The organism is Alteromonas sp. ABH4_457 (assembly GCF_056160625.1).
Map to the genome: position 1 here is coordinate 1 of NZ_JBSWXN010000011.1, position 23,193 is coordinate 23,193.

Genomic DNA, 23,193 nt, shown 5'->3' on the forward strand with positions numbered 1-23,193 from the left:
ATTGCATTGAGTCTTCTCCGTTTTGGTTTGGTCGCCTTCCAGCTTAGCCAAGAAATTGGCTAAGCTGGGGAGAAGGCTCAATAAGTATCAAACCGCTGTAGTCGGTCGCAAGCTCCCTGGGACAATAACACGTGGGCTCAGTCGCTTCGCTCCAAATTTTAGCCCACGTGTTATTGCCCCTAAGCGGGGTGTTAACTACCTATTGAACATGGAAAGATATGAGCTCTGAAATTATATGGAACGATTGCAGGAAGTGTAATCAAAATACAAAGCATACAGTTCTTGGAAAGACTAGTAAGGTAACTCCTCCAGATATTTACCACGATGAAACAAAGTACTATCTATTGGAGTGCAACGGTTGTGAAACTATCGCTTTTCGAGAAGAATATCATGATTATGAACAATATTACCCTATCAGTGAAGATGAGTATGAACACCCTATATCGGTTGAGACTTATCCACATTTTATAAAAGATCATATCCCTCTTGAATTCTCATTCGATTTACCAACTATTGTCGAAAACATTTATAGAGAGTCAATTACAGCGATCCAACGAGAGGCTTATACTCTCGCAGGATTAGGCCTGCGAGCAACAATTGAAGCAATATGCAACGACAAGGAAATAACAGGTAAAAATTTACAAGTCAGAATTAATAATATGAGTAGGTCGGGCATGATTTCAAAGTCCGACACCCAACGATTACATGCGATCAGGTTTATGGGGAATGATGCGGCTCACGAAATAAAAAAAGCAAAAAAAGAATCTGTGATGATAGCTTTAAAAATAGTTGAGCATTTGCTCCTCTCTGTTTATATATTCGAGAATGAAGTTTCTAAATATTTAGAAACTCCGATCAGTACATTAGACGAACTAATACCTATTTTAGATAAGAAGCTTAAAGTAATTGATTCTGGTTCCACCTTCACTTTCGTAAAACTCCTAGGGTCTGCAAAACGCAGAATTTTAGATGGGATAGATTCATTAGAGTCAGAGTTTATCCAAAGAGTTACGGACGGGATTTATGATAAGGTCGAACTCACTTCTCAGCCGGATGGCTCTGCCGAGGCAAATCAGTGGTTTAAAAAGGCTACGGGTAGTTAACAAACACATTAAGGCGCTTCGCTGGGACAGTAACACGTGGGCTCTGTCGCTTCGCTCCTATTTTAGCCCACGTGTTACTGCCCCTTATGTGGGTGTTATATTCCAGTGATAGCGAAGTCTATTGCATCTATCAGCAGTTCTCTGGATTGCTCCAGCGAACCAATGCGGTCCTTGAGCACGTCTTCGGGTATAGAACTAAGCTGTTGTGCTAGAAATAAGTATGTTGTGCTTTCGAATTCTATTTCCGGCGTCAGCTTCTTCATGTAAAAACTGTTTTTAGAATTACTAGTTGTTAACGGTACAACCAGCCTTGTTGCCAATTGGTCAATTACAGAGTTTTGAACATCAACAAGAAAAGGGTAAACTTCGCTAGTTTTCTTGCTTGGGTTTCTGTAAACATCAAATTGCGCCATTAGAAGTTCCTGTACTCATCACCTATACAACCGTTCTCAGCAACAAACTCGTTGTATGCAGCTATGGCAGCTTTGTTTTCTTTTTTCCATTTTTCGGCTTCAATACTTTTTAGCTTGTCTCTAAGTGCTTGTTCTAAGGTCGCAGACAGGTTAACTTTTAAAATTCGAGCTTTTTGCAATAGGTCGCTATTTAAGCTTAGATTTGTCGCTTTCTTGGGGGCATGGACGTCATATAAATCTTGCATTTTATCACTCCAACTAATTTTACCACCAAGTATACGCATACAAATGCGCATTGCAAAGTATGGTTGAAATATAACAATCACATTAAGTCGGTCGCAAGCTCCCTGGGACAGTAACACGTGGGCTCTGTCGCTTCGCTCGGATTATAACCGGCATGTTTACACCCCTGAGTGAGGCGTTAGTTGCCTGCAGGAAATTTCTGCTTCTGGTGGAGAACCCTGAGAATGTGAATTATGTCATCTCTTACAAAGTACGATACAACCATTGATACTTCTGGAGTAATTAAAAGCCGTCCAGGAATTCCTTCTCTTTCACCGCCCATCAACGGTTGCTGTATCAAGTTTTCAACTTTAGTCACAATGATGGCGTCAGTTTTTTCCGCAGCCAATGGATTAAATTCGTATAGAAACTCGAAAATTACTTCTCGATCGTCCAATGAATCCTTTTCCCAAACGATCATTTTTGGGCTCTATTCCTAATTTTCATCATTCGCGCTTCCATGTCCAAGGAAGCTTCTTCATGAGTAACAAACTCACTTTTTCCACTATCTAATTTGCTAAGCGCGGCATTAACCTGTTCGGTAAGCCATTGGTCATGAGCCATAACTTTGCGTTGCTGTTCAGCTAGTTCTTCAGTAAGCTCTCTACAGGCATCACTTAAGGTACGCCCTTGGCTTTCAGCCATCAATTGAGCAAGGCGTTTCGTTTCTTCGTCGACTCTGAATTGTATGCGGGTATCCATTTTCAACTCCGTTTGGGTGTGTGTACAAACGTTAGCGCGAAAGTCGGGTTTACGACAACTAACAAGCGACACTAAGATGCTAGCAGGCTCGCTGGGACAGTAACACGTGGGCTCCCTGCGTTTCGCTTAATATTGTTGCCCAAGTGTTTTTTACCCGCATGCGGGTTTTAGCTGATTAGTCCATCCATTTATAAAGGAATATATATGCAAGATACCACTCTAAAATCGATTACAGCCACAGTTCAAAATGGTGTTGCAAAAGCTGATGGGAAATTTTGGATTACTGAAACTGATGTTCATTTTGCCCCATATAATAAAGATTTCGGGCCCGGGCCTCTCAAAATTGAAAGGAGCTTTATTTCAAAAGTGGAAAAGTGCTCTGGTAAAGGTGCGGGTATTCTTCCTATCACATCTGATGCAATCGAAGTTTCATTACATGATGGGAGTACATACCAATTCATACTGTCAAATCCTGACGAGTTAATTGTACTCCTGAGCCAATAATCAGCTAACAAGGCGCTCAAAACTATAACCGCAGGGGCGGTCGCCGCAACATAAACACGAGAGCTGAAAATGAATATGAAAACGGAATTTCAACATTGAAAGAGATAGTGATAGACGTATTGTTTGGGGGCTTAATGGTAATTCCTGTAGCGCTGTATTCCTCTGCGAACCTTGCCAACAGGGTCGTTACTTACTGTGACAAATCAATTGTCAAAAGCAAAAAACAATTACTGACTTTACCTGTATCGGTGTATCTCATTTATGAGCTTTCGTCGAAGGAGAACTGGGCTGCACAAGCGGGTTTAGTCGTTGCGTTTTTTCTGTTCTTCATGATTTACGCCGCTGCAATATCTCTGTTGATTCAGCGGGCGGGCGCAGAAACCAAACCGCTGTGACCGGCCATGTGCGCCCCCGTTTATTTAAAGAACAATCCGCTCACCAAGAATCACGGCCTCTTTGATCTCACCCGTAGCCACATGCTGAAGAACAAAGTTTGGCACTTCCCCGGGCATGATTGCGGGGGCATTTTGCCCGGTGTCTGACACCAGCACTGGCAGGGTTGTGTCGATATTGAGTAATGCCTTTTCATCGATAAAGTAACTGTAACCTTGTGACAGCAGGGCCCTGTAACTCTGATCGTTAAGCGTCAGAGGTGAGTGGACTGTGAAGGCTTTAGGCGGAAGGGCTGCCAGTCCTGTTGCGTCAATGTTTTCAAAGCCGTAAACCGTGCGCAAATCGCCGATGGCTTCTATGCGGCTTTTTCCGGATTTGCGGTCTGTCACTATGCTGATGTCAGCTACATAAGGCTTGTCATACCCCAGCGTCACGTCATGTATTTTTACGTCGCACAGGCCGTCCTCGCGGTTGTCCGGAATGCGGTAATAGGCTGCCAGCGAATATTGTGTGAACTGGTTGGTGAGCAGGCTTTCCAGCGCGGTTTGCAGTCCGATGACGTTCATCTTCCTTGCAATCTGCCGGTTGGGGTCGTTCATTGCTGCGCCGCTTTCTATCAGAATTGTGCTGGCGCCGGAAGCGGCGATATTGTCACCGAATGAGCGGAAGGAATAGGTGTCGTCATAGCGGCCTATGCACTGAGGAATAAAGTGTGAGAGTACACCGGCCATATGGGCGATAAGCTGTTTGGCACGAAGCCTCGGCCCGTCTACATGTTTATCTTCATGATATGCCGGGGCCAGAAATGCAATGGTTGCCGGGTTCGATGATACCCCGGTGGTGTAATAGGGGTTCTGATCATGCAGGTTAAAAGCAATATCCGGCGACAAGGTGGCTACCTGCTGTTGCAGGATCTGACCTTCAGGACTTTGCAGTGATCTGGCATCCCTGTTGATATCAATTCCCTGAGCATTAATCCGGGTGCGTCGCTGCGCGCCATCGGGATTAAGCATGGGAATGACGTGCAGGGTAACCTGAGATTGCCAGTTTGCCGGCAGCCCGTTTAACTGCCCGTTCAGTAAGATATGCAGCCAGTCGAGAACAGCGGCAGTGGCGGTAGCCTCATCGCCGTGCATTTGTGTCCAGGCCAGGATGACGCATTTTCCGGAGCCCAGCGTAAAGCGGGAAACCGGGCGACCCTCATAAGATTTACCTATCTGCGTCAGTGCAATACCGGATTGTTCCGCTATCTGGTTGATGACCGGCGAAATATCCTCTGCTGTCAGATGGGCTTTGTTCAGAGACGGCCAGTGCATTTCATCAAATTTTGCTGCTATGTCAGCAACTGGCAGATGAGGGTGTGCGGTCATGGTACGTCCTTATTTGTCGGTGAACTGAAGCATCTTACCCGTGGTCAGATTGATTCAGAGATAGGTATTATTTAATGGTATTTTGATATTCGCTTCAACTGGTTTATATTTGAATAATTAATTCTTTGAGACGAATGGCAACGTTCCTGATGCCCGTTTGTCGCCCTGTAATTCAAAGGTCAACAGACCCTGTTAAGAAGTGAAACTCCGGATGTCTGCATTTACTAAAATTAAGGCGATTAAACACGCGCTCTCTTCCAGTGAGTCTAAGCTGGCAACGTTTACTCTGGACTCGCCCAATGCGGTGCGGGACTTATCATCACAGGAACTGGCTAACGTCGTGGGTGTCAGTCAGTCCAGCGTGGTGAAGTTCGCTCAGAAGCTGGGTTACAAGGGGTATCCTGCGTTCAAGCTGGCGGTGATTGACTCGCTGAATAAAGAAACGCCGAATACGCAAATTCACGGCAAAATCACACTATCCGATGGCTTTGAGCAAATGGCGGATAAGCTGGTGGCGAGTAAAATCAGTGTGCTTAATGAAACCCGCAATCTGAATGAAATGCTGGCTTTTGAGCGTGCTGTCGAGCTGCTGAAGAATGCGAGAAGGGTAATGATTTGCGGGGTAGGTGGTTCGGCGCTGGTGAGCAAAGATTTTGCCTACAAACTGCAAAAGCTGGGGATCTCTGCTATTGCCGAAGCTGACGGACATGTTCAGCTTGCTCTTGCTGCCACGTTTGGTGAAAACGACGTGGTCGTGGCAATCAGTGAATCCGGCACGACCAGCGAAGTGGCCAATGTGGTTACTGAAGCAAAACGCAATCACACCCCGGTTATTTCCATCACAAAATACGGACAGAACACCATTGCCGATCAGGCAGAAGTAAAACTGTATTCGGTGGCAGAAGAAGCCTCGTTACGACTGGCGTCGATTCTTGCCCGTACTGCGCAGGAACTGATCATCGATATGTTATTTATTGCACTTACCCAGGCTTCACGTCAGGGACGAAAGCTGCTGGAGAAAACTAACGAAGCGGTGTCTGAATTTAAAAAGCAGCAGCACTGAGCGCTTTAAATTATTCTTCAGGATAGAGCAGATACGGACGTCTTTGTTGCTTAAACTCTGCTAACGCTGGTTGCCACATTGCCCTGATCTCCTGCTCAGAAAGGCCACTTTCAATGGCTTTTCTTAATGCGTCAGTACCGGCCAGTTTATCGAAGAAATCCGGCCGGTCGATAAAGGTTTCGTCCTGTTGTTCAAACTGCTTTTTCGCCTCCAGGAGCAAAGCAATATCAAACCCCTCCGTATCAGAAGAACGTAAGTCCAGCCCATTCAGTGTTTTGCCTTCCAGTTTCGGGTGAGGCGCGCTTTTGGGCAGGCTTTGCGGCGTGAAAGTAAATGTACCCAGCACCACCCGGTCATGTCCGGCAACCTGAAACGGAAAAGGTGTTCCGCGGCCGATACTGACAGTTGTAGCTTCAAATAAACACAGTGAGGGATACAACCGGATTGCCGTATCGTTTGGCAAATTCGGGCTGGGAGGTACAGCCAGGTGCCATGGCATGGACTTCCGGTAGTCTTTAACGGGTATGACGTGCAAATCAAGTGACTCAGCCTGCTCAATCCAGGCTTCCCCTTTGATCATCAGTGCCAGTTCGCCTGTGGTCATACCGTGCAAAAGCGGGATAGGATCCATACCTACAAAAGAGGTAAAGGCAGCTTCCCGCACAGGGCCATCCACAAATTTGCCGTTCGGGTTGGGCCTGTCGAGTACGATGACCGTTTTGCCTGTTTCAGCAGCGGCTTCCATGACCAGATGTAACGTACTGATATACGTATAGAAACGTGCGCCTACATCCTGAATGTCGAAAATCAGCACATCCACATTTTCGAGCATGGTGGCCGTGGGCTTTTTGGTGCTGCCGTATAAGGATAAAATGGGCAGGCCGGTTCGTGTGTCCACGCCGTCGCTGATGGTTTCGCCGGCGCCGGCATCACCACGAAATCCATGTTCCGGCGCCATAACTTTGGTGATGTTTATGCCACGGGACAGCAGGTCGTCTACCAGGTGCTGACCTTTGGAAACCGACGTCTGGTTAACGACCAGCGCAACCTGTTTGTCTTTCAGTAATCCGAGGAAAGCGTCGGGTTGCTCAGCCCCTGTAGTCACCGCCAGTGCCTTTACAGAGATGAGACACAGCAGAAAAAGAACCTTCTTCATTGTTGCTCAACAGCGCGGCGTAAAAAGCCATTATGATCTGACAACATGGACTCTGCGCTGGCGGCATCGTTACCGGTGAGGATCATCATGATCGCCACTTTGGCTTTATGGCCGGCGGCATCGAGTGCAGCTGATGCCTCTTCCCCGGAGCAGTCTGTAGCCTGCATCACTATGCGGATAGCGCGGGCTTTTAATTTTTCATTGGTGGCGTTAACGTCGACCATCAGGTTCTGATAGGTTTTACCCAGGCGAATCATGCTGGCAGTGCTCAGCATATTCAGCACCAGCTTTTGTGCAGTACCGGATTTCATCCGCGTGGAGCCGGTGAGGCATTCTGCACCAACCACCGGGCAAATCGCAATTTGTGCGGTGGTCAGCACCGGCGCGCCCGGGCTGCAGGCGATACCTGCGGTGACCGCGCCCAGTTCATTTGCATATTCCAGTGCACTGACCACATACGGAGTCCGTCCGCTGGCAGACAAACCTACCAGTACATCCTTTTCACAAAGGTTCACGGCCTGTACGTCTTTGATACCCTGAGCGCTGTTGTCTTCTGCGCCCTCTACAGCATGCTGTATAGCTGTTTCGCCACCGGCAATAATGCCCATCACCAGTGTATCGGGCACGCTGAAGGTCGGGCGACACTCTACAGCATCAAGAATACCCAGACGGCCGCTGGTACCGGCACCGATGTAAATTAACCGTCCGCCCTGTTGCAGTTTTTCCACTATGGCATCCACTGCCCGGGCAATTTGGGGTATTTCAGTTGCCACTGCTGCGGCTACTTTGGCATCTTCCTGATTGATTTTATGCAGGATGGATTCCGTCGACAGCAAATCGATATCCATCGTGGCGGGATTTCTGCCCTCTGACACAATTTTATTTAACTGTGCCAGTAAGTCTGACGTCCCGGTGATTGTTTTTGCCTGCATAATTTGCCTTAGTTCTGTTGCTCTACTTTATTGCTTTGGATTGTTTTGTTGTTATTTTTAACGGCAGCGTTCTGTTACTGAACCGGTTCCGGTTGCTGTATATCTTTATTATAGCCTGCGGGTGTATTACCCATAGCACAAATAAGCGTGGATATGAGCGTGCCGGCGACCAGTTGCCATGTGAACCCGAGTTCAAACTGCAGGCGGGCCGGCAAAATACTCTCAATAATATAGGGTTGCATGGACAAGGGTACCAGAAAACCGGTGATCAACGCTGCTATCACCGAACGACGGCTTCCACGGCGGGAAAATAGCGTGACGAAATAAACGCCAAGTAAACCACTGTACGAGAAAACCATGACGCCAAGTGCAAATTGCAGCAGCGGCATGTCGGTATGTTGTTGCCAGTAATAGCACAGACACGCCATAAATCCTAATGACAATGCCATTAATAACATGGCGAAGCGTCCTGCTTTGACAAAGTGAGCATCGTTCTTTTGTGTATTCCGGCGGGCCAGCCAGGGGCGGTACATGTCCTGGATCAGAACACTGGACATGGAGTTCAGGCCGGAATTTAATGTAGACAGTGCGGCAGCCAGAATACCCACGGTGACCAGGCCGCGAACACCATCAGGAATTTCGCTGAGCACGTAGTACATGAATATGGTGACCGGTTCACCGGCAAATACCGGAACGGGGTTTTCACCACTGCCACCGGCCATTAAATCGGGACGTTGATAGTAAACAAACAGCAATAAACCGATGATTAAAAACAGGCACATCACCGGAATCACCATCACCACCGAAAGCAGCATAGCTTTGCTGCCTTCTTTGGCACTTTTGCAGGTCAGCACCCGTTGCGTCATATCCTGGTCGAGGCCAAAAGCGGCGATGTTCAGAAGCACAAATCCGGTAAAAACAGATAACAAACTGAAAACGCCGCTGTTAGTGAAATCAAGCCGTGTATCGAACAACCTTAATTTTGAAGGCGTATCCGGCGCAGGATGCTGAAGGGCGTTAACGATATCGGCCAGAGAAGCCGGAATTGCATTTATCAGTGCGATAATCACGGCTACCGCGGCACAGATATACACCGCAGCCTGTAACACGTCAGAATAGATAACTGTGCGGATCCCGCCATAAACGGTATACACAAGCCCTGCGACTGTAATAATGACGGTGGCAAGAATGACGCTGGATGCATCAATGTTGCCGAACAGAATCATGGCGACAGCCAGTGCTGCCATATACAGCCTTGCGCCACTGGCGAACACGCGGCCGGAAAGGTACATGGCACCGGCCAGTTGTTTGGCCTGTTCACCAAAGCGCTGTTCCAGCAGTTCGTATACCGTGTAGACATTGTGTTTATAAAACCGCGGGATAAGAAAAGCGGCAACAAAGAAAGCAGCGATGAATGCGCCGATGTTGGTTGACAGGTAGGTCAGATCGCCCCGGTAACCCTGATCAGGGCCTCCCAGAAACGTGGCTGCAGACTGGGACGTTGCCAGTACAGAAATCGCCACAACCCAGACCGGCATGCTGTTTCCACCCAGGAAGTAATCTTTGGCTGAGCGGCTGGAGCGGTTAAACAGCCAGCCACTGGCGATAAGAAGCAAACCGTAAGCGGCGAAAACCATTAAGTCTGCTAACGCGTAATGCTCTAACATGCGGCCCTGTTACATTATTTTAATTCAATTGAAATCCCAGAATAGATTATTCCAATTAATTTGTATAGCTGGAATTATCCCGTCGTTGTAAGATAGCTTTCAGCGCAAATTTTAGATCAGGAGCCCCCGCCGTTGAGCAGACAAACCCAGGCTGTTATCCACGCCGACGCACTATTGCATAATTTCCGTGTACTTTCCTCTCTGGCCGGTGAAGGACAGAATATGGCGGTGGTGAAAGCTGATGCCTACGGACACGGGGCAGTCAATGTGGCGCGGATATTACGTAAAGTCTCTCCTGCGTTTGCGGTTGCTATTACAGAAGAAGCGCTGGCGTTACGGGAAGGCGGCATTCAGGCTCCTGTGGTTATCCTTGAGGGCCCTCACCAGGCGACTGAATGCACTGTGGCTGCGCGGGAAAATTGCATTGTGGTTGTTCACAGCGAAGAGCAACTTCGCTGGTTAAAAGCGTGCCCTTCTGATCGTCGTCCCGCGATATGGTTAAAAGTGGATTCGGGCATGCACCGTCTCGGGTTTGCCTGTGATGAAGTATTACCCATGGTGGCGAAATACCGGGATATGTTAACTGACGACACCGTGCTGGTTACGCATCTGGCATGCGGTGATGAAACGGGCAGTCAGTCGGTACAAAAGCAGCTGGATGCCTTTGAGCAGGTTCGGGCAGCTACCGGATTTGCAGTCAGCATTGCCAATTCTCCGGGAACTGTGGGCTGGCCGCAAGCGCGGGGAAACTGGAACCGCACCGGTATTGCCATGTACGGCGCTGAGCCTCTGGACACACCTTGCGGGCTGGATCTGCAACCGGTGATGACGCTTCAGGCAAGTATTATTGCTCTGCGTACTATAGAAGCCGGTGAAACAGTGGGGTACGGCGATACCTGGCAAGCGAAGCGCCGTTCTTTGATTGCCACTGCGGGTATCGGCTATGCCGACGGGTATCCCAGACAATGTCCCAACGGTACACCGGTGATGGTTAACGGACACCGTGCGGCACTGGCGGGCAGAGTGTCGATGGATATGATTACCATTGATGTGACTGATATTCCGGCTCCGGCGCCCGGTGACCGGGTAGAACTGTGGGGGCATCAACTGTCCGTGGATGAGGTGGCCCATCACGCCGGGACAATTTCTTACGATCTTGTCACCCGCTTATCCCAGCGGGTGCCCCGCATTGTTAAACACGTCTAGTGAATACCCGCCAGCGTCACTCAGGCGCCGGCAATCACTGACAATACCTTGCCCACGGCCAATCCTCCTGCGGTACCAACGATGTACCCCAGCATTGCCATCAACACGCCAACCGGGATGAGCGCTTTTGAGTATGAGGCCGCCAGGACAGGGGCTGAGGCAACACCACCAATATTCGCCAGTGACGCCAGGCCGCAGGTAAACAAATCCAGCCGGAAGAGTTTCGCTGCAATAACCATAATCACCCCGTGAATCAGTAAGATACAACCGCCGGCCAGTATATACACCGGCGCTTCCAGCAATTCTGAAAAACTGGCTCTGGATGCAATAAGCGCAATAATCAGGTTCAGCAGTACGGTAGCCACCACATCTGCACCGCCCACGCGGCGAAGGGGAGTGACAGCACCGGCGATCCCGGCCAGGGTGACCAGTGCAACAGTCCAGGCGGTAGTAGAAAAATAAGCAGAGGCCGGCAACATCGCCGCGAGCCACTGGGACAGTGATGAGACAACGCAGGATAAGGCCAGCAGCATCAGCACATTGCCGCCTGACACCTGAGTCTGGTTCGCCTTCGATTCTGCCAGCCTTGCACCCACATCATTCAGCGTACGGCTGTCGGCTTTTACCCAGCGGTTGAAATGAGCTGCATAGGGCACCAGTGCCAGTAATGCCATTACCCATATGGCATAATCAATGGAGTCAATCAGCAAGGTGTATCCCATAGCGGAGTCGGGCACATCCAGCGCCAGTTGTATGGCTGCGAGGTTACCTGTTCCCCCCATCCAGCTGCCGCACAACGCGGCGAAGGTTTTCCATGCGTTATCTGCCAGCCCGTGCTGAAACAGAGCAAACGTAACAATGAAGCCGGCGGCAATACTGAAACTGGCAAGCAGAAAGGCGAAAATCATCCGCCAGCCCAGCCGCTTAATCTGGCGCAGATCGGCTTCCAGCAACATCAGGAAGATCATCGCGGGCAGCAGGTTGTTCCTGAGCATTTTATAAGTATCATTGATGGCAGCGGTTTTTTCCCATAACCCGGCACTGGCACACACCATTACCACAAAGTACAGCAGCACAATGGCAGGCAGATACCGGAAAACACGCCACTTTCTGAAGGCTTCAAGATAGTAAAGCACGCCAGCAATAGCGAGCAGGGCACTGACGTATCCGAATGCGCCGGTGATCATAAAGAACCGGCTTTTGTTACCCGGCGATAATTTAAGCGGGTTGAACACATTGCGCTTGTGTTTGCTTCTGTTTGGCCGCAATATACCTCCGATATCGCAAGCAGGTAGTGATTCCACATTTTCATTTCCATCTTCCGGACTGCTTTTTTATTCTAATTATCTCCATTCTTTAGAATAAAGTATTTAAGATTCGTTGCAAGTTCTGTCTATTCTTCCTGCGGGTTGCGGTGTCAGCAAGGTTAGCCGAAAGGATTACGGCCAGGTTTGTTATCACATCCTATAGTTTATTTTCGATACATGCCGGATGCCTTGCTGGAGAAGGAGTCTGTTTCTGACCAATTAAGAGGTAAGTTATGAGAACAGGTTATAGTAGAGCGAGAGTGAACAGAGGTGCGTATTCACGTCCCGTTAATCAACAAGGATCTGCGCCAAAGGCGACGCCGCCTAAAGCGAAATGACACAAAGCCCGGCTCAGTTGCCGGGCTTTTTCGTTGTGGAGTCTCTGATTATCAATTCCGGGCAATAGGAGATATTGTCCGTTTCTTCAAATACCGGCTTAGCGTGTCGTTTGCTTTGTGAAATGGTGTCGATGAGCAAGCCGGCGGCCTTACGGGCTATGGCCACGGTATCCTGTTCTGCAGTTGTTATGGCCGGAGAAGTTTGCCGCGAAAAGGGACTGTTTTCAAAACCTGCTATCGCCATGTCCTGAGGGACCTGAATATTATTCAGTCTTGCTTCCAGTAAAGCGCCGGCGGCGAGTTCATCATTACAGGCAAACACCGCTGTCGGCGGGTTCGCCAGTGCGAGAAACTGCTTCATAGCCGATACACCACTTTCGAAATTGTACTCGCCGTCTATTCTAAGTTCTGCACTGGTATCCAGGCGATAATTTTCCAGTGCATCCAGATAACCCCGTTCCCGTTCCAGTGTGGAGCGGTGATTTCTGTTGCCTGAGATAAAGCCAATGCGTTTGTGGCCCTGGCGGATCAGGTGATTCACGATATCGCAGGCAGCCTGAAAATCATCGATACACAGCCATTTCCCCTGAATGCCGAAAGGGGCTACGCCTGAAACAATACCCACAAACGGCAATCCGGAATGAACTATCTGATTAAGTAATTCCGGCATTTCGGATAATGGCGGAGACAATATCAGGCCAGCCAGGTTTGAGCGGCTTGCCATTTGAAGAATATCGCTGACGACATCCTCATTTGAGGTTTCGCAAGGATGAATCAGCAGGTCGTAATCATTGTTTCTGCATTCTCTTAACAAGCCCTTCTGCATATCAATAACGTAATAAGCGTTCGGATTGTCATAGACGTAGGCTATAGAATAGGACTTATCACTGGCGAGGTTTCTTGCAGCCGGATTGGGGCGGTAATCCAGCTGTCTTATAGCAGCCTGCACTTTTTCAACGGTTTCTTCGCTCACGTTGGGTTCTTTGTTCACAACCCGTGAAACGGTTTTAAAGGATACGCCTGCGAGTTCTGCGACATCCTTGATCGTTGTTTTCAATCAGAAAATCCTGTCAGTCCGTTGGACATAAACCCCATCATGCCACAAAAAATACATTTATATTGTTCTGTAACGAAATTTAATTTATTCATGGGATTTGAAACAACAAGTACAAGTTAGTATTTTCTTTTAACTGAGGTGCACATTGTTATTCCGGCAGGTATGCAGTACCTTCCTGAGCATTAGCCGTGAGAATAAAAGAAAAAATGAATAACCAGCAGTATATTGCCGGAGTCGATGGCGGCGGCACTAAGTGTAAGGCCGTTGTGTTTGATGAAAACGGTGAACCGGCAGGTGAGGGAATAAGCGGTCCTGCTAATGTGGCCAGGATTGGCAAAGAAGCCCTGCCGGCCATTATCCGGTCGGTTTTACTGGCCCTGCAAAATGCAGGCGTTGCGATTAATGAGAATGACGCTGCGGTGCTCGCAAAGTGTCATGTGAGTGCGGGTCTGGCCGGTGCAACGGTGAAAGAAGCCGCAGAACTGCTCAGTCAATGGCAGCATCCTTTTGCCTCATTTCGTTTCACCAGTGATTTGCATACTGCTCTGGTGGGGGCGCACGGTGGTGAGAACGGTGCTGTTCTGGTTGCCGGTACCGGCTCCTGCGCAGCCGCACTGTGTGGCAAAGACTGTATTCAGTATGGTGGCCACGGTTTTAATATCGGTGATAAGGGCAGTGGTGCATGGTTTGGCCGTGAAGCGGTGCGGCATGCGCTGGAAGCGCTGGATGGTGTGTTGCCGGTCTCACTGCTGTCTGAAACGGTCTGTGCACATTTCAGCGCAGGCACCCCCCGGGAATTCGTGAACAAACTTAATTATGCGCAACCGGCTGAGTTTGCCGGCGCCGCCGGACTTGTGTTTGACTGTGCGGCAAAGGGCGATGTGTATGCTTCAGATATTGTTCGCTCCGGCACGGACTATTTATCATCAATAGCCCGTATTGCCATGGAAAAAAGTCAGGGAAAACTGGTACTGGCCGGCGGACTTGCCGGTACTGTAAGACCATTCCTGCCCGAAGATATCCGGACGAAGATCATTGAAGCTAAGTATGGCCCTGAGTGGGGGGCGGTGCACGTCCGCCCGGACTAACTGGCTTCGCCGGCACCCGGCAGTTTATCATCCTGTTTGGATAATGACGGCAGAGTATATCTTTCCGGCCGGTGATTTAAGGACAGCACCATGTTCAGACAGAACGCTGCCAGCACCGACATCAGTACCAGACGCCAGTCGAGTACCAGCAGTGAAGACAGCAAAATAACGGTGTCTACTGACAGCTGAAAAGTACCGGCACGGATGGAGAAACGTTGCTGAAGATAGAACGCCAGAATACCAAGACCGCCCAGACTTGAGGTATGACGGAACATGATCAGCATGCCCACGCCAATGAGGATCCCGCCGAATATTGCAGTGAAAACCGGATTAGCACTGCTGACATCCACAAAGCGGGGAATAAGATCAGTAAGTACTGAGACGGTAGACACGGAGATAAACGTGTTTATGGTGAAGCGTTTGCTGATACGGGTCCACGCAAGGGCATAAAACGGCACGTTGATCAGGAAAAACAGCACCCCGAAGTCTACAGGTAATGCATAAGTTCCCAGCAGCGCAAGCCCTGCAGCACCGCCGACCATCAGGTTCTGCGACTGAAATAAATATACACCAAAGGCAACGAACAGCCCTGCACTGACTAAAGCAAAAATGTCTTCAACCACACTGTGTTTTGGTTTTTGCATGTGAAAGCCCTCCGTTTTTGAAGAGCGCGTATTATACGGAGGGGGAAAAGGGAAGTAAGGGTTTGTTTGTTATTTGTACAGTCCGGTGGGTGCGGTGCTGGTGCGCAATCTTTACGACTTTTAGCATTTATGTGAATGCAATGTTACCAGTGCGTGTTTAGTCATACCAGCCAGTCAGGGTCAGCCCAGAAGCTGACGGAACCCTGATTTAACTTCCTCACCAAAACACACCAGATAGATGGTGTGAGGCAGTGCTGTACCGCTGGCGTGAAAGCGGATGGAGCCCAACGCAACCTCGCAGGCTGAATTCACCGGATACCCGTAAATGCCGCAACTTATCGCCGGAAAAGCAATCGTTTGAATGTTATGCTGACTCGCCAGCCGTAAGCTGTTCCGGTAGCATTTGGAAAGCAAGTCACTTTCATGATTCGCGCCCCCGCGCCATACCGGCCCCACGGTATGAATAATATACGGAGCCTTAAGATTAAAACCCGGTGTCAGCACTGCCTGACCGGTTTTGCACCCGCCAACTGCTTTGCAATACTCAAAAAGCTCCGGCCCTGCAGCATGGTGGATTGCACCATCAACGCCGCCACCGCCCAGCAGCGTCGGATTCGCTGCATTTACGACGGCATCCACTTCCAGTTGCGTAATATCGCCGTCAATAACCCTGATCCTTGCCATCGTGTCCCCAAATACCGTTCGCGGTGCTGTTTCCGTTGTGACGTTGTCGGTGTTTAGCGACACATGTCAAACAAACCGGAAAAGATCTGCGCCGGTTACTGCAAAATATAATTTGTGATGCATAAGGCTAAGCCTTTGATTGGAATAAACAGTTTTCCGGAATCCGGTGAAGACGGTATTCAGAAATACTCATATTCCGGAGTAAATAGTCCACGAACCGTGCCAGAGTTAAGCATAGACAGAGAACGTAAGCGCAGGGGATAAGGCCGGACAGTGTCAGATACCAGCCCGGCAGGATGACATCGGATTGCCGGAGACCGCTCAGCAATCCGCTGGTTAAAGGGGGTTAACGATTAATCGTCGTCGCTGAACAGACAGTGTTTGGCAAAGTCGCCGGCTTCGTTTGCCGTCCAGTCGCCTTTAGGTTTTTCTTTCATATCAGCACACCAGGCTTTTGAGCCAACTTCCGGGGCGCAACCGGCCAGGGTAAAAGTTAATGCAATCAATGCGAAAACAGCTTTTTTCATAATTAACGCTCGTAATTTGTCAGGTATTTCATAGTAAGTCAGTGGCGGTGACAAAATCAATTACCTGAGAAAAAGGTGACCATGAAATGAGGTGCCAGAGAAAGCATGCCAGATATGGGGTGTGATTATCGTAACTTAATGAAAATTAATGATTTATATTTCTAGGTGATAACTGAAATTGAGCGCATAATCAGCCCGTTTTTTAATCAGTCGGAAGCCAGTATGGATTTCTCAAATGATCGGGTTTCAGTGTATGTACTATCAGAATCTGACACCACAACAATAAGCCAGTCTCAGCACGGAACACGCTACCGGGATGCTGTGCATTTGCCGCTGCCGGGCGGAGAAGGATGGCTGTTTGACTACGGCGTGCTGGTATTTTGGGGCGTCGACGAAGATGAACGTCTGGCGTTTTTGCACCGCCTGCAAATCAGCAGTGATGCCCTTTCCTGTGAACATCAGGAGCATGTGCGTTTTAACACTGGCGCTGAGTTACTCAAATTGCAGGGCGACCTGATTTCTCTTCCGGCCGGTGAGGCTTTGATGCGACTGGCTGTCAGTCATGCGCTGGCGCAGTCGACCAAACTGAATCAGTATGAATATCAGGCGGAAAAGACTATTCAGCAATATGCATATTTGCCTAAGGCACTGGCAGAATCAGGTAAAATTAATCTGAGCAGACAGAAGCTGGCCAGCATTCGTGGTCACCTTTTCAGTACCAAAAGCGATATTTTTCTGCACTATGGTTTGCTGGATACGCCGGAGTTTTTCTGGGAATACCCTGAGTTCGAAGACGCCTACAATGCCACAATGAAGTATCTGGATATTCGTCCGAGAGTCGATTTGCTGTCGAACAAACTGAATGTGATTCATGAATTGTTTGAGATGCTGGCTGATGAGCTGAAGCACAAGCATTCTTCGTTTCTGGAATGGATCATCATCATCCTGATTGCATTTGAAATTGTAATGTTCGGTGCCCAGGAGCTGACCATATTACTGGCGGGGTAAAGTTACTGAGCAGCGGTGATGAAGGCTGAAGGCTTAATTTTCTTTACGCCGGTTGCGGATGATCGCAACCACACGGGTTTCACGTCTACATCCAGCCCTTTAATGTAGCCGCTCATCAGTCTTGCCATATTCACTTCTTTTGACGAAAAAAAGGTATTTTCCAGTTTAAGCGGCCGGAGAATTGTCAACTTGCCCTGAGATGCTGGCGGGTAACGGCGCCATTTTGGAGCCCGGGAAAGTCCAGGGGACAAACAGTACAATACTGGCCAGTGACGCTACAGCAATCAGTGCCAGCAGAAAACTCCGTGCAGAAAGCCGGTTCATTAAGTTTCTTTCTCCCCCTGAGGTATTATTTTCGACCACATAAAATTAGCAGAGAACCGGGAAACTGCCCGGGCCGGTCTTTGACGGGCTGCAATCGGCGATCAGATGATTGCCCGTTCCGGCAAGGACGGGTTCAGCTCTCTGGCAATAATCTCCAGACCTTGTTGTAAGTTCTCAGGAGTGAGATTACCCAGACAAAGACGTAAATGCGCCGAAGACGTTTCTGTCACATGGAAGAACACCGATGGCAGTGCATCTACACCCAACTGGTTCAGGCGGCTGATCACGGCGGCATTATCAAGCCGCGGAGAATGTTTCAGCCAGATGTGCAAATTCACCGGGTCGTACTGAATACGTTTTTCGCCCAGAATCCCTTTGGCCAGCGCAATACGCTCTATGCAGTCTTCCCGCCTGGCCTGCTCAATGGTAACGGCATCGCCGCTTGTATGAAGCCTGTGAGCCAGTTCGGTAGTTACCGGTGGTGTAAACCAGTTCTGTGCCTGTATCACCCGTGCCAGACTGCCGGTAAATTGTGGCGGGCAAACCAGCATGCCGGCCCTTAACGCCGGTGCGACACATTTGGAAAACCCCGATACGTGAAAAGTGCGTTCTGGCGCAAGCTGTTGCAGTGACACAACCGGTTCTGCATGCAGATAGATATCGTCTTCCACCAGATAAATGTCGTATTTGCGGGCAATTTTCACCAGCTTTTCCCGGTGACTTTGAGAGAGGGTTTTTCCGGTGGGATTGTGCGCTGTCGGCAGAATAACCAGCACCTGGCTGGTGGCCTGCTTGCACCGTGCTTTGAAGTCGTTGAGATCAAGTCCGTACTCATCCATGGCCACTGGCTGCAATTGCAATCCAAGCAGTGTTGCCACGGCCCGGATCCCGGGGAAAGTGGTTTCCTGAACCATTACCGTGTCGCCCTTATTGCATAACAACATCAGGGAAGACAACAAGCCCTGCTGGGCTCCGGAAAGGAGGAAGAGATTCTCCGGGTCTGCGTTATTTCCCCTCAGATTCAGCCAGTCCGCCATACTCTCCCGGTGTTCCGGCAGTCCGCGGGTATCGCCATACACCGACCACAGGCGGGGATCATTTTGACGGGCAAGGTTCTGAAGGTGGGTTGAAAGAATGGGTTCAATGTTCAGGCAGGCCGGCTGATTCAATGTGAAGTCGAAAACATCTTTGCGTCCGGGCAGCATCGCTGCACTGATCGTCCGTCCTTGTTTTTGCTGTTTTACAAACGTCCCTTTTCCCTGTGTTTTCTCAATGATTCCCCGCTGCACTCCTTCATCAAAGGCGCGGTTTATGGTTCCCGGTGTAACATTCAGCAGCGTTGACAGTGCCCGTACGGTGGGAAGCTGCTCGCCCCGCTTCAGCTCCCCGCTGACAATAGCCTGTGCTACACCGTCGCAAATTTGCAGGTAAAGCTTTTTGTCGCTGGTGGCATCAATTGTCGGTTTCCACATTTTCTGCTCTCACATTGATAGGGTAACAATTTATATTTTTGTGTTTATTGATTGCTCAATCAGTATATCAATCACGTTGGTAATGTTAAGTACGTTGTTTAAGAGTAAAGAAAATGGAATTGCAGAATCTGAGTTTGCTGGTGGTGTTTGCTGTCAGTATGACGTTTACCCCGGGACCGGCTAATCTGACCTTGCTGGGCACCAGTGTGCAACTGGGCATACGCAGCACGCTGCCGCTAATGGCAGGGGTGGTAACAGGGTTTGTGATTAATGCTCTGGCGATTTGCGTCGGGTTAGGCAGTGTTTTTCAGCAGTTTCCTGTGATGGTGACGTTCATTAAAGTGGCCGGTACGTTCTACATTCTCTATCTTGCTTACAGCTTGTGGCGGGTCAGACACGCCGAAGCCCGCAGGGCCAGCGCTGTTGCCCCGGGATTCTTCAAAGGCATACTGGTACACCCGCTGAACCCCAAAGCCTGGCTGATGTTGATCACCGCGTACAGCCAGTTTGTGTCACCCGACCGTGTGGTTACAGACAGTCTGGCCCTCATCATTGTGTTTTGCTTAAGCGGACTGGCAGCAAACAGCTTGTGGACGGTACTTGGCAGCGTGATCCACGAATATTTGCAAGTCCCGAAAATGCGCTACAGCTTCTTTACTTCACTGGCAGTGATGCTTTCAGGCTTGGCAATTGCGCTGTGGTTGACATAATAGGCGAAAGCAGCGCATACGGGACGCCACAGATGAAAAAAGCAGTACTGGATAAAACCGACAAGGCCATTTTAGCGGCGTTACAGAATAACAGCGAAACACCGGTAAGCGATATTGCAGAACAGGTGGGGCTGACGACGACACCGTGCTGGCGCCGCATCCAGAGACTGCAAAACGACGGGCTGATCAGCAAGCGTGTGGCACTGCTCAGTGCTATGCATCTTGGCTTAACCATGACTGTATTTGTTCAGGTAAAGGCATCCCGTCACGATGGGCAGTGGCTGGACAAGTTTGCCCGCCATGCTTCCTCTTTTGAAGAAGTGGTCGAGTTTTACCGCATGTCCGGCGAGTATGATTATCTGCTTAAAGTGCTGGTTACTGATATGCAAAGCTTTGATCACTTCTACAAGCGGCTGGTATCCGGCATCGATTTGAGCGATGTCACCAGCAGTTTTGCTATGGAACAAATCAAATATTCCACTGAAATGCCCCTGACTCATCTGTGAGCGCAGGCTGACAACGTGCAATACTTTGTGTTGTATCAGGTTGACAGCAATCAGATCCTTCTTTCATTTCACAGGTGATCCGCTGATGTCACCCGTGTGATACTGTGTGCAGGTTCAAATGCACAACAGGAATTCATCGTGACAGCCTCTGCTAATCCTCACTGGAATGATATTTTTCATCTTGAAACGCAGCTAACCGGCGAAGAGCGTATGCTCCGTGACGCGGCCAGAGACTTCTGCCAGACGGCACTGATGCCGGGCATTGAAAACGCAAACCGCACTGCTACTTTCGATACGGCCATCATGCGTCAGTTCGGTGAGATGGGCCTGTTAGGTGCAACCATAGATGGCTATGGCTGCGCCGGGGTGAATTATGTCTCCTATGGATTGATTGCCAGAGAAGTGGAGCGGGTCGACAGCGGTTATCGCAGTGCCATGAGCGTTCAGTCTTCACTGGTCATGCACCCTATTGCCAAATTCGGTACCACTGAACAGAAAGAAAAATATCTGCCCAAACTGGCTACCGGTGAATTTATCGGTTGCTTTGGTTTAACCGAACCGGATGCGGGTTCGGATCCGGCGGGAATGAAAACCCGCGCGGAAAAAGTGCCGGGTGGTTACAGACTGACAGGCAATAAAATGTGGATCACTAATTCACCGGTAGCCGATGTCTTTGTGGTATGGGCTAAAAATACCGGTGAGGACAATGAGATTTGCGGTTTTGTGCTGGAAAAAGGCATGGCCGGGTTATCGGCACCGGAAATTAAGGGCAAGTTGTCACTGAATGCCTCTGTTACCGGTGAAATTGTTATGGATAACGTATTTGTGCCGCAGGAGAACATGTTTCCGGAAGTGCGCGGTTTGAAGGGGCCTTTCAGTTGCCTGAATATGGCCAGATACGGTATTTCCTGGGGAGCCATGGGGGCGGCAGAGTTTTGCTGGCACGCTGCGCGGCAGTATGGTCTCGACAGAAAGCAGTTCGGCAGGCCACTGGCACAGACTCAGCTTTTCCAGACAAAGCTGGCGGATATGCAGACGGAAATTGCGCTGGGCTTGCAGGGGAGCTTGCGGGTGGGGCAACTGATTGACGCCGGCGCATTTGATCCCGTGATGATTTCACTGGTTAAACGGAATAACTGTTCAAAGGCACTGGATATTGCCCGTAACGCCAGAGATATGCACGGAGGCAACGGGATTGCCGGTGAGTTCCATGTTATGCGGCATATGCTGAATCTGGAAACAGTGAATACTTATGAGGGTACTTACGATATTCACGGGTTAATTCTGGGCAGGGCGCAAACCGGACTGCAGGCGTTCTTTTAATTTTTTCCGGCACAAATAAAAACAGGCCTTGTGAACAAGGCCTGTTTATCGGGTGTTGACGCTAGTGATTTGAGTCAGCGAGTAGCTTGGATTTCTTCTTGATCTTGCAATCAAAAATCTTCTCAGCATTTTTCCTTCCAATATAGTATGCAACTGTATATGGATGGCTCCGCTCAAAAAACCGCGTAAATGACTTGGTTAATGCATGCATATTCATGAGCCCTCCTGTGGTTTACCCGTCACTATCATATAATTATGACAGTAATATGTCTAACGTGTTACAGAGAAATTTAGTTCACTACGATAAAATAAATTTATCGGGTGACTCCCTTTAAATATAGGCGTTCCGTTAGAATTTGCTAGTTTAATTTTTTTATAGAATAAAATGTTTCTTACTACCACTGCCGGATAATTTTTTTGTATATATCGGCATCAAGCAGGCTGAGCTGCGTCGCCGCCGGTGTCAATGCCTGTAATACGTTTACTGCATCCTGCCAGTTATCGTAACGGTTGCCGTCAATCATATAGACACTGGCAGCGGCGGGGCGGGTTGAGTCCAGTGGATACGCCGTTGCGGCTGAGGGCGGGGTGGTATTGTGGAAAACCGATTCTGACGTAATGTAATCGGCAATGCCGTCATTGTTGATGTCTTTACTCAGCCAGCTCTTTCCTAACAGGGTGTTGTAGGTGCCGTCAGATTGCATTTGCGAAATGGTGTCGTTAAATGTTGAGATCAGGCCTCTGTTAGCGGCTGTATCCTCTGCCAGCATCAGATGGAAGCCGCTGGTAATGAGGGCGTCAGCCGAGCGGGAGACCAGTTCCTCATTATCTGCCAGCAGTAAAAGGTTAAATTCATCAATCAGTAAAGCTGAAGTCATCAGCAGGGGCGTACGATCATCAGCAAATTGTTTAAAGGCATCGAATGTAGTGGGCGTACGGGACCATTTCACCTCGCGCACAGCGCGGATCTGCGTGGTATTGGCAAAACGGTTCTCAATAGCAATGCGGCTGTCCTGTAACTGAGGCAGCAGTTTAATTTCTTTTACTGCAGGACGTTTGCTGGCTGCATACAGATATAAAGGCAGATACGGCGTTGAATAGAGGGCATTACTCTGTTTGTCATCAAGACTGATAAACGCATATTCTCCGTCAAGCTGGCCGGTAGTCAGTGCACCGCCTAAAAAGGCCCTGCGCATCACTTGCAATGTCACGTCCGTGTCCATACGCCTGAAGGCCTCAGTGACAATACTGTTCAGCCTGGCAGGCTCACCTTCGTTATCTGTGTAAGTGGCAAGAGGGGAGGCGCCCAGTTTGATTTCTGCCTGTGCCGGGGTCGTCAGACAAAACAGGCCCGTCAAAATTAAACCGCTAAATACCTTTATCATCAAATACTTCCTAAATACGTCTGCCAGTA

Annotated in this window: 27 protein-coding genes; 10 read left to right on the forward strand and 17 right to left on the reverse strand. The window is 49.2% G+C overall.

Annotated features, from left to right (window positions below; all coding sequences use genetic code 11):
• The first annotated feature begins 218 nt into the window (after positions 1-218).
• A complete protein-coding gene (locus tag ACXAGR_RS23325) occupies positions 219-1,103 on the forward strand; it encodes a DUF4145 domain-containing protein (RefSeq protein WP_474852834.1) in 885 nt (294 codons plus the stop codon).
• A gap of 95 nt (positions 1,104-1,198) precedes the next feature.
• Here the strand turns inward: ACXAGR_RS23325 and ACXAGR_RS23330 are convergent, their stop codons facing one another.
• From ACXAGR_RS23330 to ACXAGR_RS23345, 4 genes are all read right to left on the reverse strand, one after another.
• Entirely contained in the window at positions 1,199-1,516 is a 318-nt protein-coding gene (locus tag ACXAGR_RS23330; RefSeq protein WP_474852836.1) for a CcdB family protein, read from the reverse strand.
• Complete coding sequence (locus ACXAGR_RS23335; protein WP_474820669.1) at positions 1,516-1,800, reverse strand: type II toxin-antitoxin system CcdA family antitoxin; 285 nt, start codon at positions 1,798-1,800, stop codon at positions 1,516-1,518. The genes ACXAGR_RS23330 and ACXAGR_RS23335 overlap by 1 nt, the downstream gene beginning before the upstream one ends.
• A 137-nt stretch (positions 1,801-1,937) precedes the next feature.
• Positions 1,938-2,219 carry a type II toxin-antitoxin system RelE/ParE family toxin gene (locus ACXAGR_RS23340; RefSeq protein ID WP_474846297.1) on the reverse strand — a complete coding sequence of 94 codons (282 nt, stop codon included), beginning with the start codon at positions 2,217-2,219 and terminating at the stop codon, positions 1,938-1,940.
• Entirely contained in the window at positions 2,216-2,500 is a 285-nt protein-coding gene (locus ACXAGR_RS23345; RefSeq protein ID WP_474846295.1) for a type II toxin-antitoxin system TacA family antitoxin, read from the reverse strand. The genes ACXAGR_RS23340 and ACXAGR_RS23345 overlap by 4 nt, the downstream gene beginning before the upstream one ends.
• A gap of 204 nt (positions 2,501-2,704) precedes the next feature.
• Between ACXAGR_RS23345 and ACXAGR_RS23350 the strand changes: the two genes are divergently transcribed.
• A complete protein-coding gene (locus ACXAGR_RS23350) occupies positions 2,705-3,004 on the forward strand; it encodes a hypothetical protein (protein WP_119502662.1) in 300 nt (99 codons plus the stop codon).
• A 95-nt stretch (positions 3,005-3,099) separates the two neighbouring features.
• Positions 3,100-3,399 (forward strand): hypothetical protein, encoded by a 300-nt coding sequence (locus ACXAGR_RS23355; RefSeq protein ID WP_474852838.1) that lies wholly within the window; start codon positions 3,100-3,102, stop codon positions 3,397-3,399.
• Positions 3,400-3,423: 24 nt separating this feature from the next.
• Here ACXAGR_RS23355 and ACXAGR_RS23360 read toward each other — a convergent pair whose 3' ends face one another.
• Complete coding sequence (locus ACXAGR_RS23360; RefSeq protein WP_474852839.1) at positions 3,424-4,767, reverse strand: M14 family zinc carboxypeptidase; 1,344 nt, start codon at positions 4,765-4,767, stop codon at positions 3,424-3,426.
• A gap of 211 nt (positions 4,768-4,978) precedes the next feature.
• Here ACXAGR_RS23360 and ACXAGR_RS23365 point away from each other — a divergent pair, with 211 nt between their 5' ends.
• Positions 4,979-5,830 carry a MurR/RpiR family transcriptional regulator gene (locus ACXAGR_RS23365; protein ID WP_119502659.1) on the forward strand — a complete coding sequence of 284 codons (852 nt, stop codon included), beginning with the start codon at positions 4,979-4,981 and terminating at the stop codon, positions 5,828-5,830.
• A gap of 10 nt (positions 5,831-5,840) precedes the next feature.
• On the opposite strand, the gene ACXAGR_RS23370 is transcribed toward ACXAGR_RS23365, so the two are convergent.
• The 3 genes from ACXAGR_RS23370 to ACXAGR_RS23380 all read right to left on the reverse strand — a co-directional run bounded on the left by ACXAGR_RS23370 (position 5,841) and on the right by ACXAGR_RS23380 (position 9,585).
• A complete protein-coding gene (locus ACXAGR_RS23370) occupies positions 5,841-6,986 on the reverse strand; it encodes an exo-beta-N-acetylmuramidase NamZ family protein (protein ID WP_474852841.1) in 1,146 nt (381 codons plus the stop codon).
• Positions 6,983-7,918 (reverse strand): N-acetylmuramic acid 6-phosphate etherase, encoded by a 936-nt coding sequence (gene murQ, locus ACXAGR_RS23375; protein WP_474846283.1) that lies wholly within the window; start codon positions 7,916-7,918, stop codon positions 6,983-6,985. Before murQ ends, ACXAGR_RS23370 begins: the two co-directional genes overlap by 4 nt.
• A 74-nt stretch (positions 7,919-7,992) precedes the next feature.
• Positions 7,993-9,585: a sodium:solute symporter gene (locus ACXAGR_RS23380; protein ID WP_474852843.1), complete on the reverse strand. Its 1,593-nt coding sequence runs from the start codon at positions 9,583-9,585 to the stop codon at positions 7,993-7,995.
• 132 nt (positions 9,586-9,717) lie between these two features.
• On the opposite strand from ACXAGR_RS23380, the gene alr reads away from it, so the two are divergent.
• Entirely contained in the window at positions 9,718-10,791 is a 1,074-nt protein-coding gene (alr, locus tag ACXAGR_RS23385; protein WP_474846279.1) for an alanine racemase, read from the forward strand.
• Between the two features lie 20 nt (positions 10,792-10,811).
• Here the strand turns inward: alr and ACXAGR_RS23390 are convergent, their stop codons facing one another.
• Together ACXAGR_RS23390 and ACXAGR_RS23395 are read right to left on the reverse strand one after the other, a co-directional pair.
• Positions 10,812-12,095 carry a DUF819 family protein gene (locus ACXAGR_RS23390; protein WP_474852845.1) on the reverse strand — a complete coding sequence of 428 codons (1,284 nt, stop codon included), beginning with the start codon at positions 12,093-12,095 and terminating at the stop codon, positions 10,812-10,814.
• A gap of 354 nt (positions 12,096-12,449) precedes the next feature.
• Positions 12,450-13,493, reverse strand: coding sequence for a LacI family DNA-binding transcriptional regulator (locus tag ACXAGR_RS23395; protein WP_474852847.1), 1,044 nt, complete (start codon positions 13,491-13,493; stop codon positions 12,450-12,452).
• Positions 13,494-13,681: 188 nt separating this feature from the next.
• On the opposite strand from ACXAGR_RS23395, the gene ACXAGR_RS23400 reads away from it, so the two are divergent.
• Positions 13,682-14,581 carry a glucosamine kinase nucleotide-binding domain-containing protein gene (locus ACXAGR_RS23400; protein ID WP_474852849.1) on the forward strand — a complete coding sequence of 300 codons (900 nt, stop codon included), beginning with the start codon at positions 13,682-13,684 and terminating at the stop codon, positions 14,579-14,581.
• Here ACXAGR_RS23400 and ACXAGR_RS23405 read toward each other — a convergent pair.
• From ACXAGR_RS23405 to ACXAGR_RS23415, 3 genes are all read right to left on the reverse strand, one after another.
• The gene (locus tag ACXAGR_RS23405; RefSeq protein ID WP_474852851.1) at positions 14,578-15,225 is read right to left on the reverse strand and encodes a YitT family protein; all 648 of its coding nucleotides are present in this window, start codon (positions 15,223-15,225) and stop codon (positions 14,578-14,580) included. The two genes, ACXAGR_RS23400 and ACXAGR_RS23405, sit on opposite strands and share 4 nt — an antisense overlap.
• 180 nt (positions 15,226-15,405) lie before the next feature.
• Complete coding sequence (locus tag ACXAGR_RS23410; protein WP_474852853.1) at positions 15,406-15,909, reverse strand: O-acetyl-ADP-ribose deacetylase; 504 nt, start codon at positions 15,907-15,909, stop codon at positions 15,406-15,408.
• Between the two features lie 353 nt (positions 15,910-16,262).
• Positions 16,263-16,436, reverse strand: coding sequence for a DUF3012 domain-containing protein (locus ACXAGR_RS23415; RefSeq protein ID WP_119503495.1), 174 nt, complete (start codon positions 16,434-16,436; stop codon positions 16,263-16,265).
• 222 nt (positions 16,437-16,658) lie between these two features.
• On the opposite strand from ACXAGR_RS23415, the gene ACXAGR_RS23420 reads away from it, so the two are divergent.
• Positions 16,659-17,444: an RMD1 family protein gene (locus ACXAGR_RS23420; protein ID WP_474846267.1), complete on the forward strand. Its 786-nt coding sequence runs from the start codon at positions 16,659-16,661 to the stop codon at positions 17,442-17,444.
• 2 nt (positions 17,445-17,446) lie between these two features.
• On the opposite strand, the gene ACXAGR_RS23425 is transcribed toward ACXAGR_RS23420, so the two are convergent.
• The 3 genes from ACXAGR_RS23425 to ACXAGR_RS23435 form a co-directional block, all read right to left on the reverse strand.
• The gene (locus tag ACXAGR_RS23425; protein ID WP_474852855.1) at positions 17,447-17,572 is read right to left on the reverse strand and encodes a hypothetical protein; all 126 of its coding nucleotides are present in this window, start codon (positions 17,570-17,572) and stop codon (positions 17,447-17,449) included.
• A gap of 37 nt (positions 17,573-17,609) precedes the next feature.
• On the reverse strand, positions 17,610-17,768 hold the full coding sequence (locus tag ACXAGR_RS23430) for a hypothetical protein (RefSeq protein WP_474852857.1): 159 nt from the start codon (positions 17,766-17,768) through the stop codon (positions 17,610-17,612).
• A 101-nt stretch (positions 17,769-17,869) separates the two neighbouring features.
• Positions 17,870-19,240, reverse strand: a complete 1,371-nt coding sequence (locus ACXAGR_RS23435; RefSeq protein ID WP_474852859.1) for an aminotransferase-like domain-containing protein — start codon at positions 19,238-19,240, stop codon at positions 17,870-17,872.
• A 113-nt stretch (positions 19,241-19,353) separates the two neighbouring features.
• Here ACXAGR_RS23435 and ACXAGR_RS23440 point away from each other — a divergent pair, with 113 nt between their 5' ends.
• From ACXAGR_RS23440 to ACXAGR_RS23450, 3 genes are all read left to right on the forward strand, one after another.
• Positions 19,354-19,950, forward strand: a complete 597-nt coding sequence (locus tag ACXAGR_RS23440; protein ID WP_119502647.1) for a LysE family translocator — start codon at positions 19,354-19,356, stop codon at positions 19,948-19,950.
• Positions 19,951-19,982: 32 nt separating this feature from the next.
• Complete coding sequence (locus ACXAGR_RS23445) at positions 19,983-20,456, forward strand: Lrp/AsnC family transcriptional regulator (RefSeq protein ID WP_474852861.1); 474 nt, start codon at positions 19,983-19,985, stop codon at positions 20,454-20,456.
• A gap of 210 nt (positions 20,457-20,666) precedes the next feature.
• Complete coding sequence (locus tag ACXAGR_RS23450; protein ID WP_474852897.1) at positions 20,667-21,779, forward strand: acyl-CoA dehydrogenase; 1,113 nt, start codon at positions 20,667-20,669, stop codon at positions 21,777-21,779.
• A gap of 395 nt (positions 21,780-22,174) precedes the next feature.
• Here ACXAGR_RS23450 and ACXAGR_RS23455 read toward each other — a convergent pair whose 3' ends face one another.
• Positions 22,175-23,164, reverse strand: a complete 990-nt coding sequence (locus ACXAGR_RS23455; RefSeq protein WP_474852863.1) for a substrate-binding periplasmic protein — start codon at positions 23,162-23,164, stop codon at positions 22,175-22,177.
• Positions 23,165-23,193: the final 29 nt, after the last annotated feature.

Excerpts from the sequence above, each read along its gene's own strand:
- ACXAGR_RS23335 (WP_474820669.1), bottom strand. The coding sequence starts at position 1,800 with ATGCGTATACTTGGTGGTAAAATTAGTTGGAGTGATAAAATGCAAGAT.
- murQ (WP_474846283.1), bottom strand. The coding sequence starts at position 7,918 with ATGCAGGCAAAAACAATCACCGGGACGTCAGACTTACTGGCACAGTTA.
- ACXAGR_RS23370 (WP_474852841.1), bottom strand. The coding sequence starts at position 6,986 with ATGAAGAAGGTTCTTTTTCTGCTGTGTCTCATCTCTGTAAAGGCACTG.
- ACXAGR_RS23445 (WP_474852861.1), top strand. The coding sequence starts at position 19,983 with ATGAAAAAAGCAGTACTGGATAAAACCGACAAGGCCATTTTAGCGGCG.
- ACXAGR_RS23380 (WP_474852843.1), bottom strand. The coding sequence starts at position 9,585 with ATGTTAGAGCATTACGCGTTAGCAGACTTAATGGTTTTCGCCGCTTAC.
- ACXAGR_RS23425 (WP_474852855.1), bottom strand. The coding sequence starts at position 17,572 with ATGGCAAGACTGATGAGCGGCTACATTAAAGGGCTGGATGTAGACGTG.
- ACXAGR_RS23345 (WP_474846295.1), bottom strand. The coding sequence starts at position 2,500 with ATGGATACCCGCATACAATTCAGAGTCGACGAAGAAACGAAACGCCTT.
- ACXAGR_RS23340 (WP_474846297.1), bottom strand. The coding sequence starts at position 2,219 with ATGATCGTTTGGGAAAAGGATTCATTGGACGATCGAGAAGTAATTTTC.
- ACXAGR_RS23360 (WP_474852839.1), bottom strand. The coding sequence starts at position 4,767 with ATGACCGCACACCCTCATCTGCCAGTTGCTGACATAGCAGCAAAATTT.
- ACXAGR_RS23405 (WP_474852851.1), bottom strand. The coding sequence starts at position 15,225 with ATGCAAAAACCAAAACACAGTGTGGTTGAAGACATTTTTGCTTTAGTC.
- ACXAGR_RS23330 (WP_474852836.1), bottom strand. The coding sequence starts at position 1,516 with ATGGCGCAATTTGATGTTTACAGAAACCCAAGCAAGAAAACTAGCGAA.
- ACXAGR_RS23430 (WP_474852857.1), bottom strand. The coding sequence starts at position 17,768 with ATGAACCGGCTTTCTGCACGGAGTTTTCTGCTGGCACTGATTGCTGTA.
- ACXAGR_RS23325 (WP_474852834.1), top strand. The coding sequence starts at position 219 with ATGAGCTCTGAAATTATATGGAACGATTGCAGGAAGTGTAATCAAAAT.
- ACXAGR_RS23420 (WP_474846267.1), top strand. The coding sequence starts at position 16,659 with ATGGATTTCTCAAATGATCGGGTTTCAGTGTATGTACTATCAGAATCT.
- ACXAGR_RS23450 (WP_474852897.1), top strand. The coding sequence starts at position 20,667 with ATGCTCCGTGACGCGGCCAGAGACTTCTGCCAGACGGCACTGATGCCG.
- ACXAGR_RS23365 (WP_119502659.1), top strand. The coding sequence starts at position 4,979 with ATGTCTGCATTTACTAAAATTAAGGCGATTAAACACGCGCTCTCTTCC.
- ACXAGR_RS23440 (WP_119502647.1), top strand. The coding sequence starts at position 19,354 with ATGGAATTGCAGAATCTGAGTTTGCTGGTGGTGTTTGCTGTCAGTATG.
- ACXAGR_RS23415 (WP_119503495.1), bottom strand. The coding sequence starts at position 16,436 with ATGAAAAAAGCTGTTTTCGCATTGATTGCATTAACTTTTACCCTGGCC.
- ACXAGR_RS23435 (WP_474852859.1), bottom strand. The coding sequence starts at position 19,240 with ATGTGGAAACCGACAATTGATGCCACCAGCGACAAAAAGCTTTACCTG.
- ACXAGR_RS23455 (WP_474852863.1), bottom strand. The coding sequence starts at position 23,164 with ATGATAAAGGTATTTAGCGGTTTAATTTTGACGGGCCTGTTTTGTCTG.
- ACXAGR_RS23410 (WP_474852853.1), bottom strand. The coding sequence starts at position 15,909 with ATGGCAAGGATCAGGGTTATTGACGGCGATATTACGCAACTGGAAGTG.
- ACXAGR_RS23350 (WP_119502662.1), top strand. The coding sequence starts at position 2,705 with ATGCAAGATACCACTCTAAAATCGATTACAGCCACAGTTCAAAATGGT.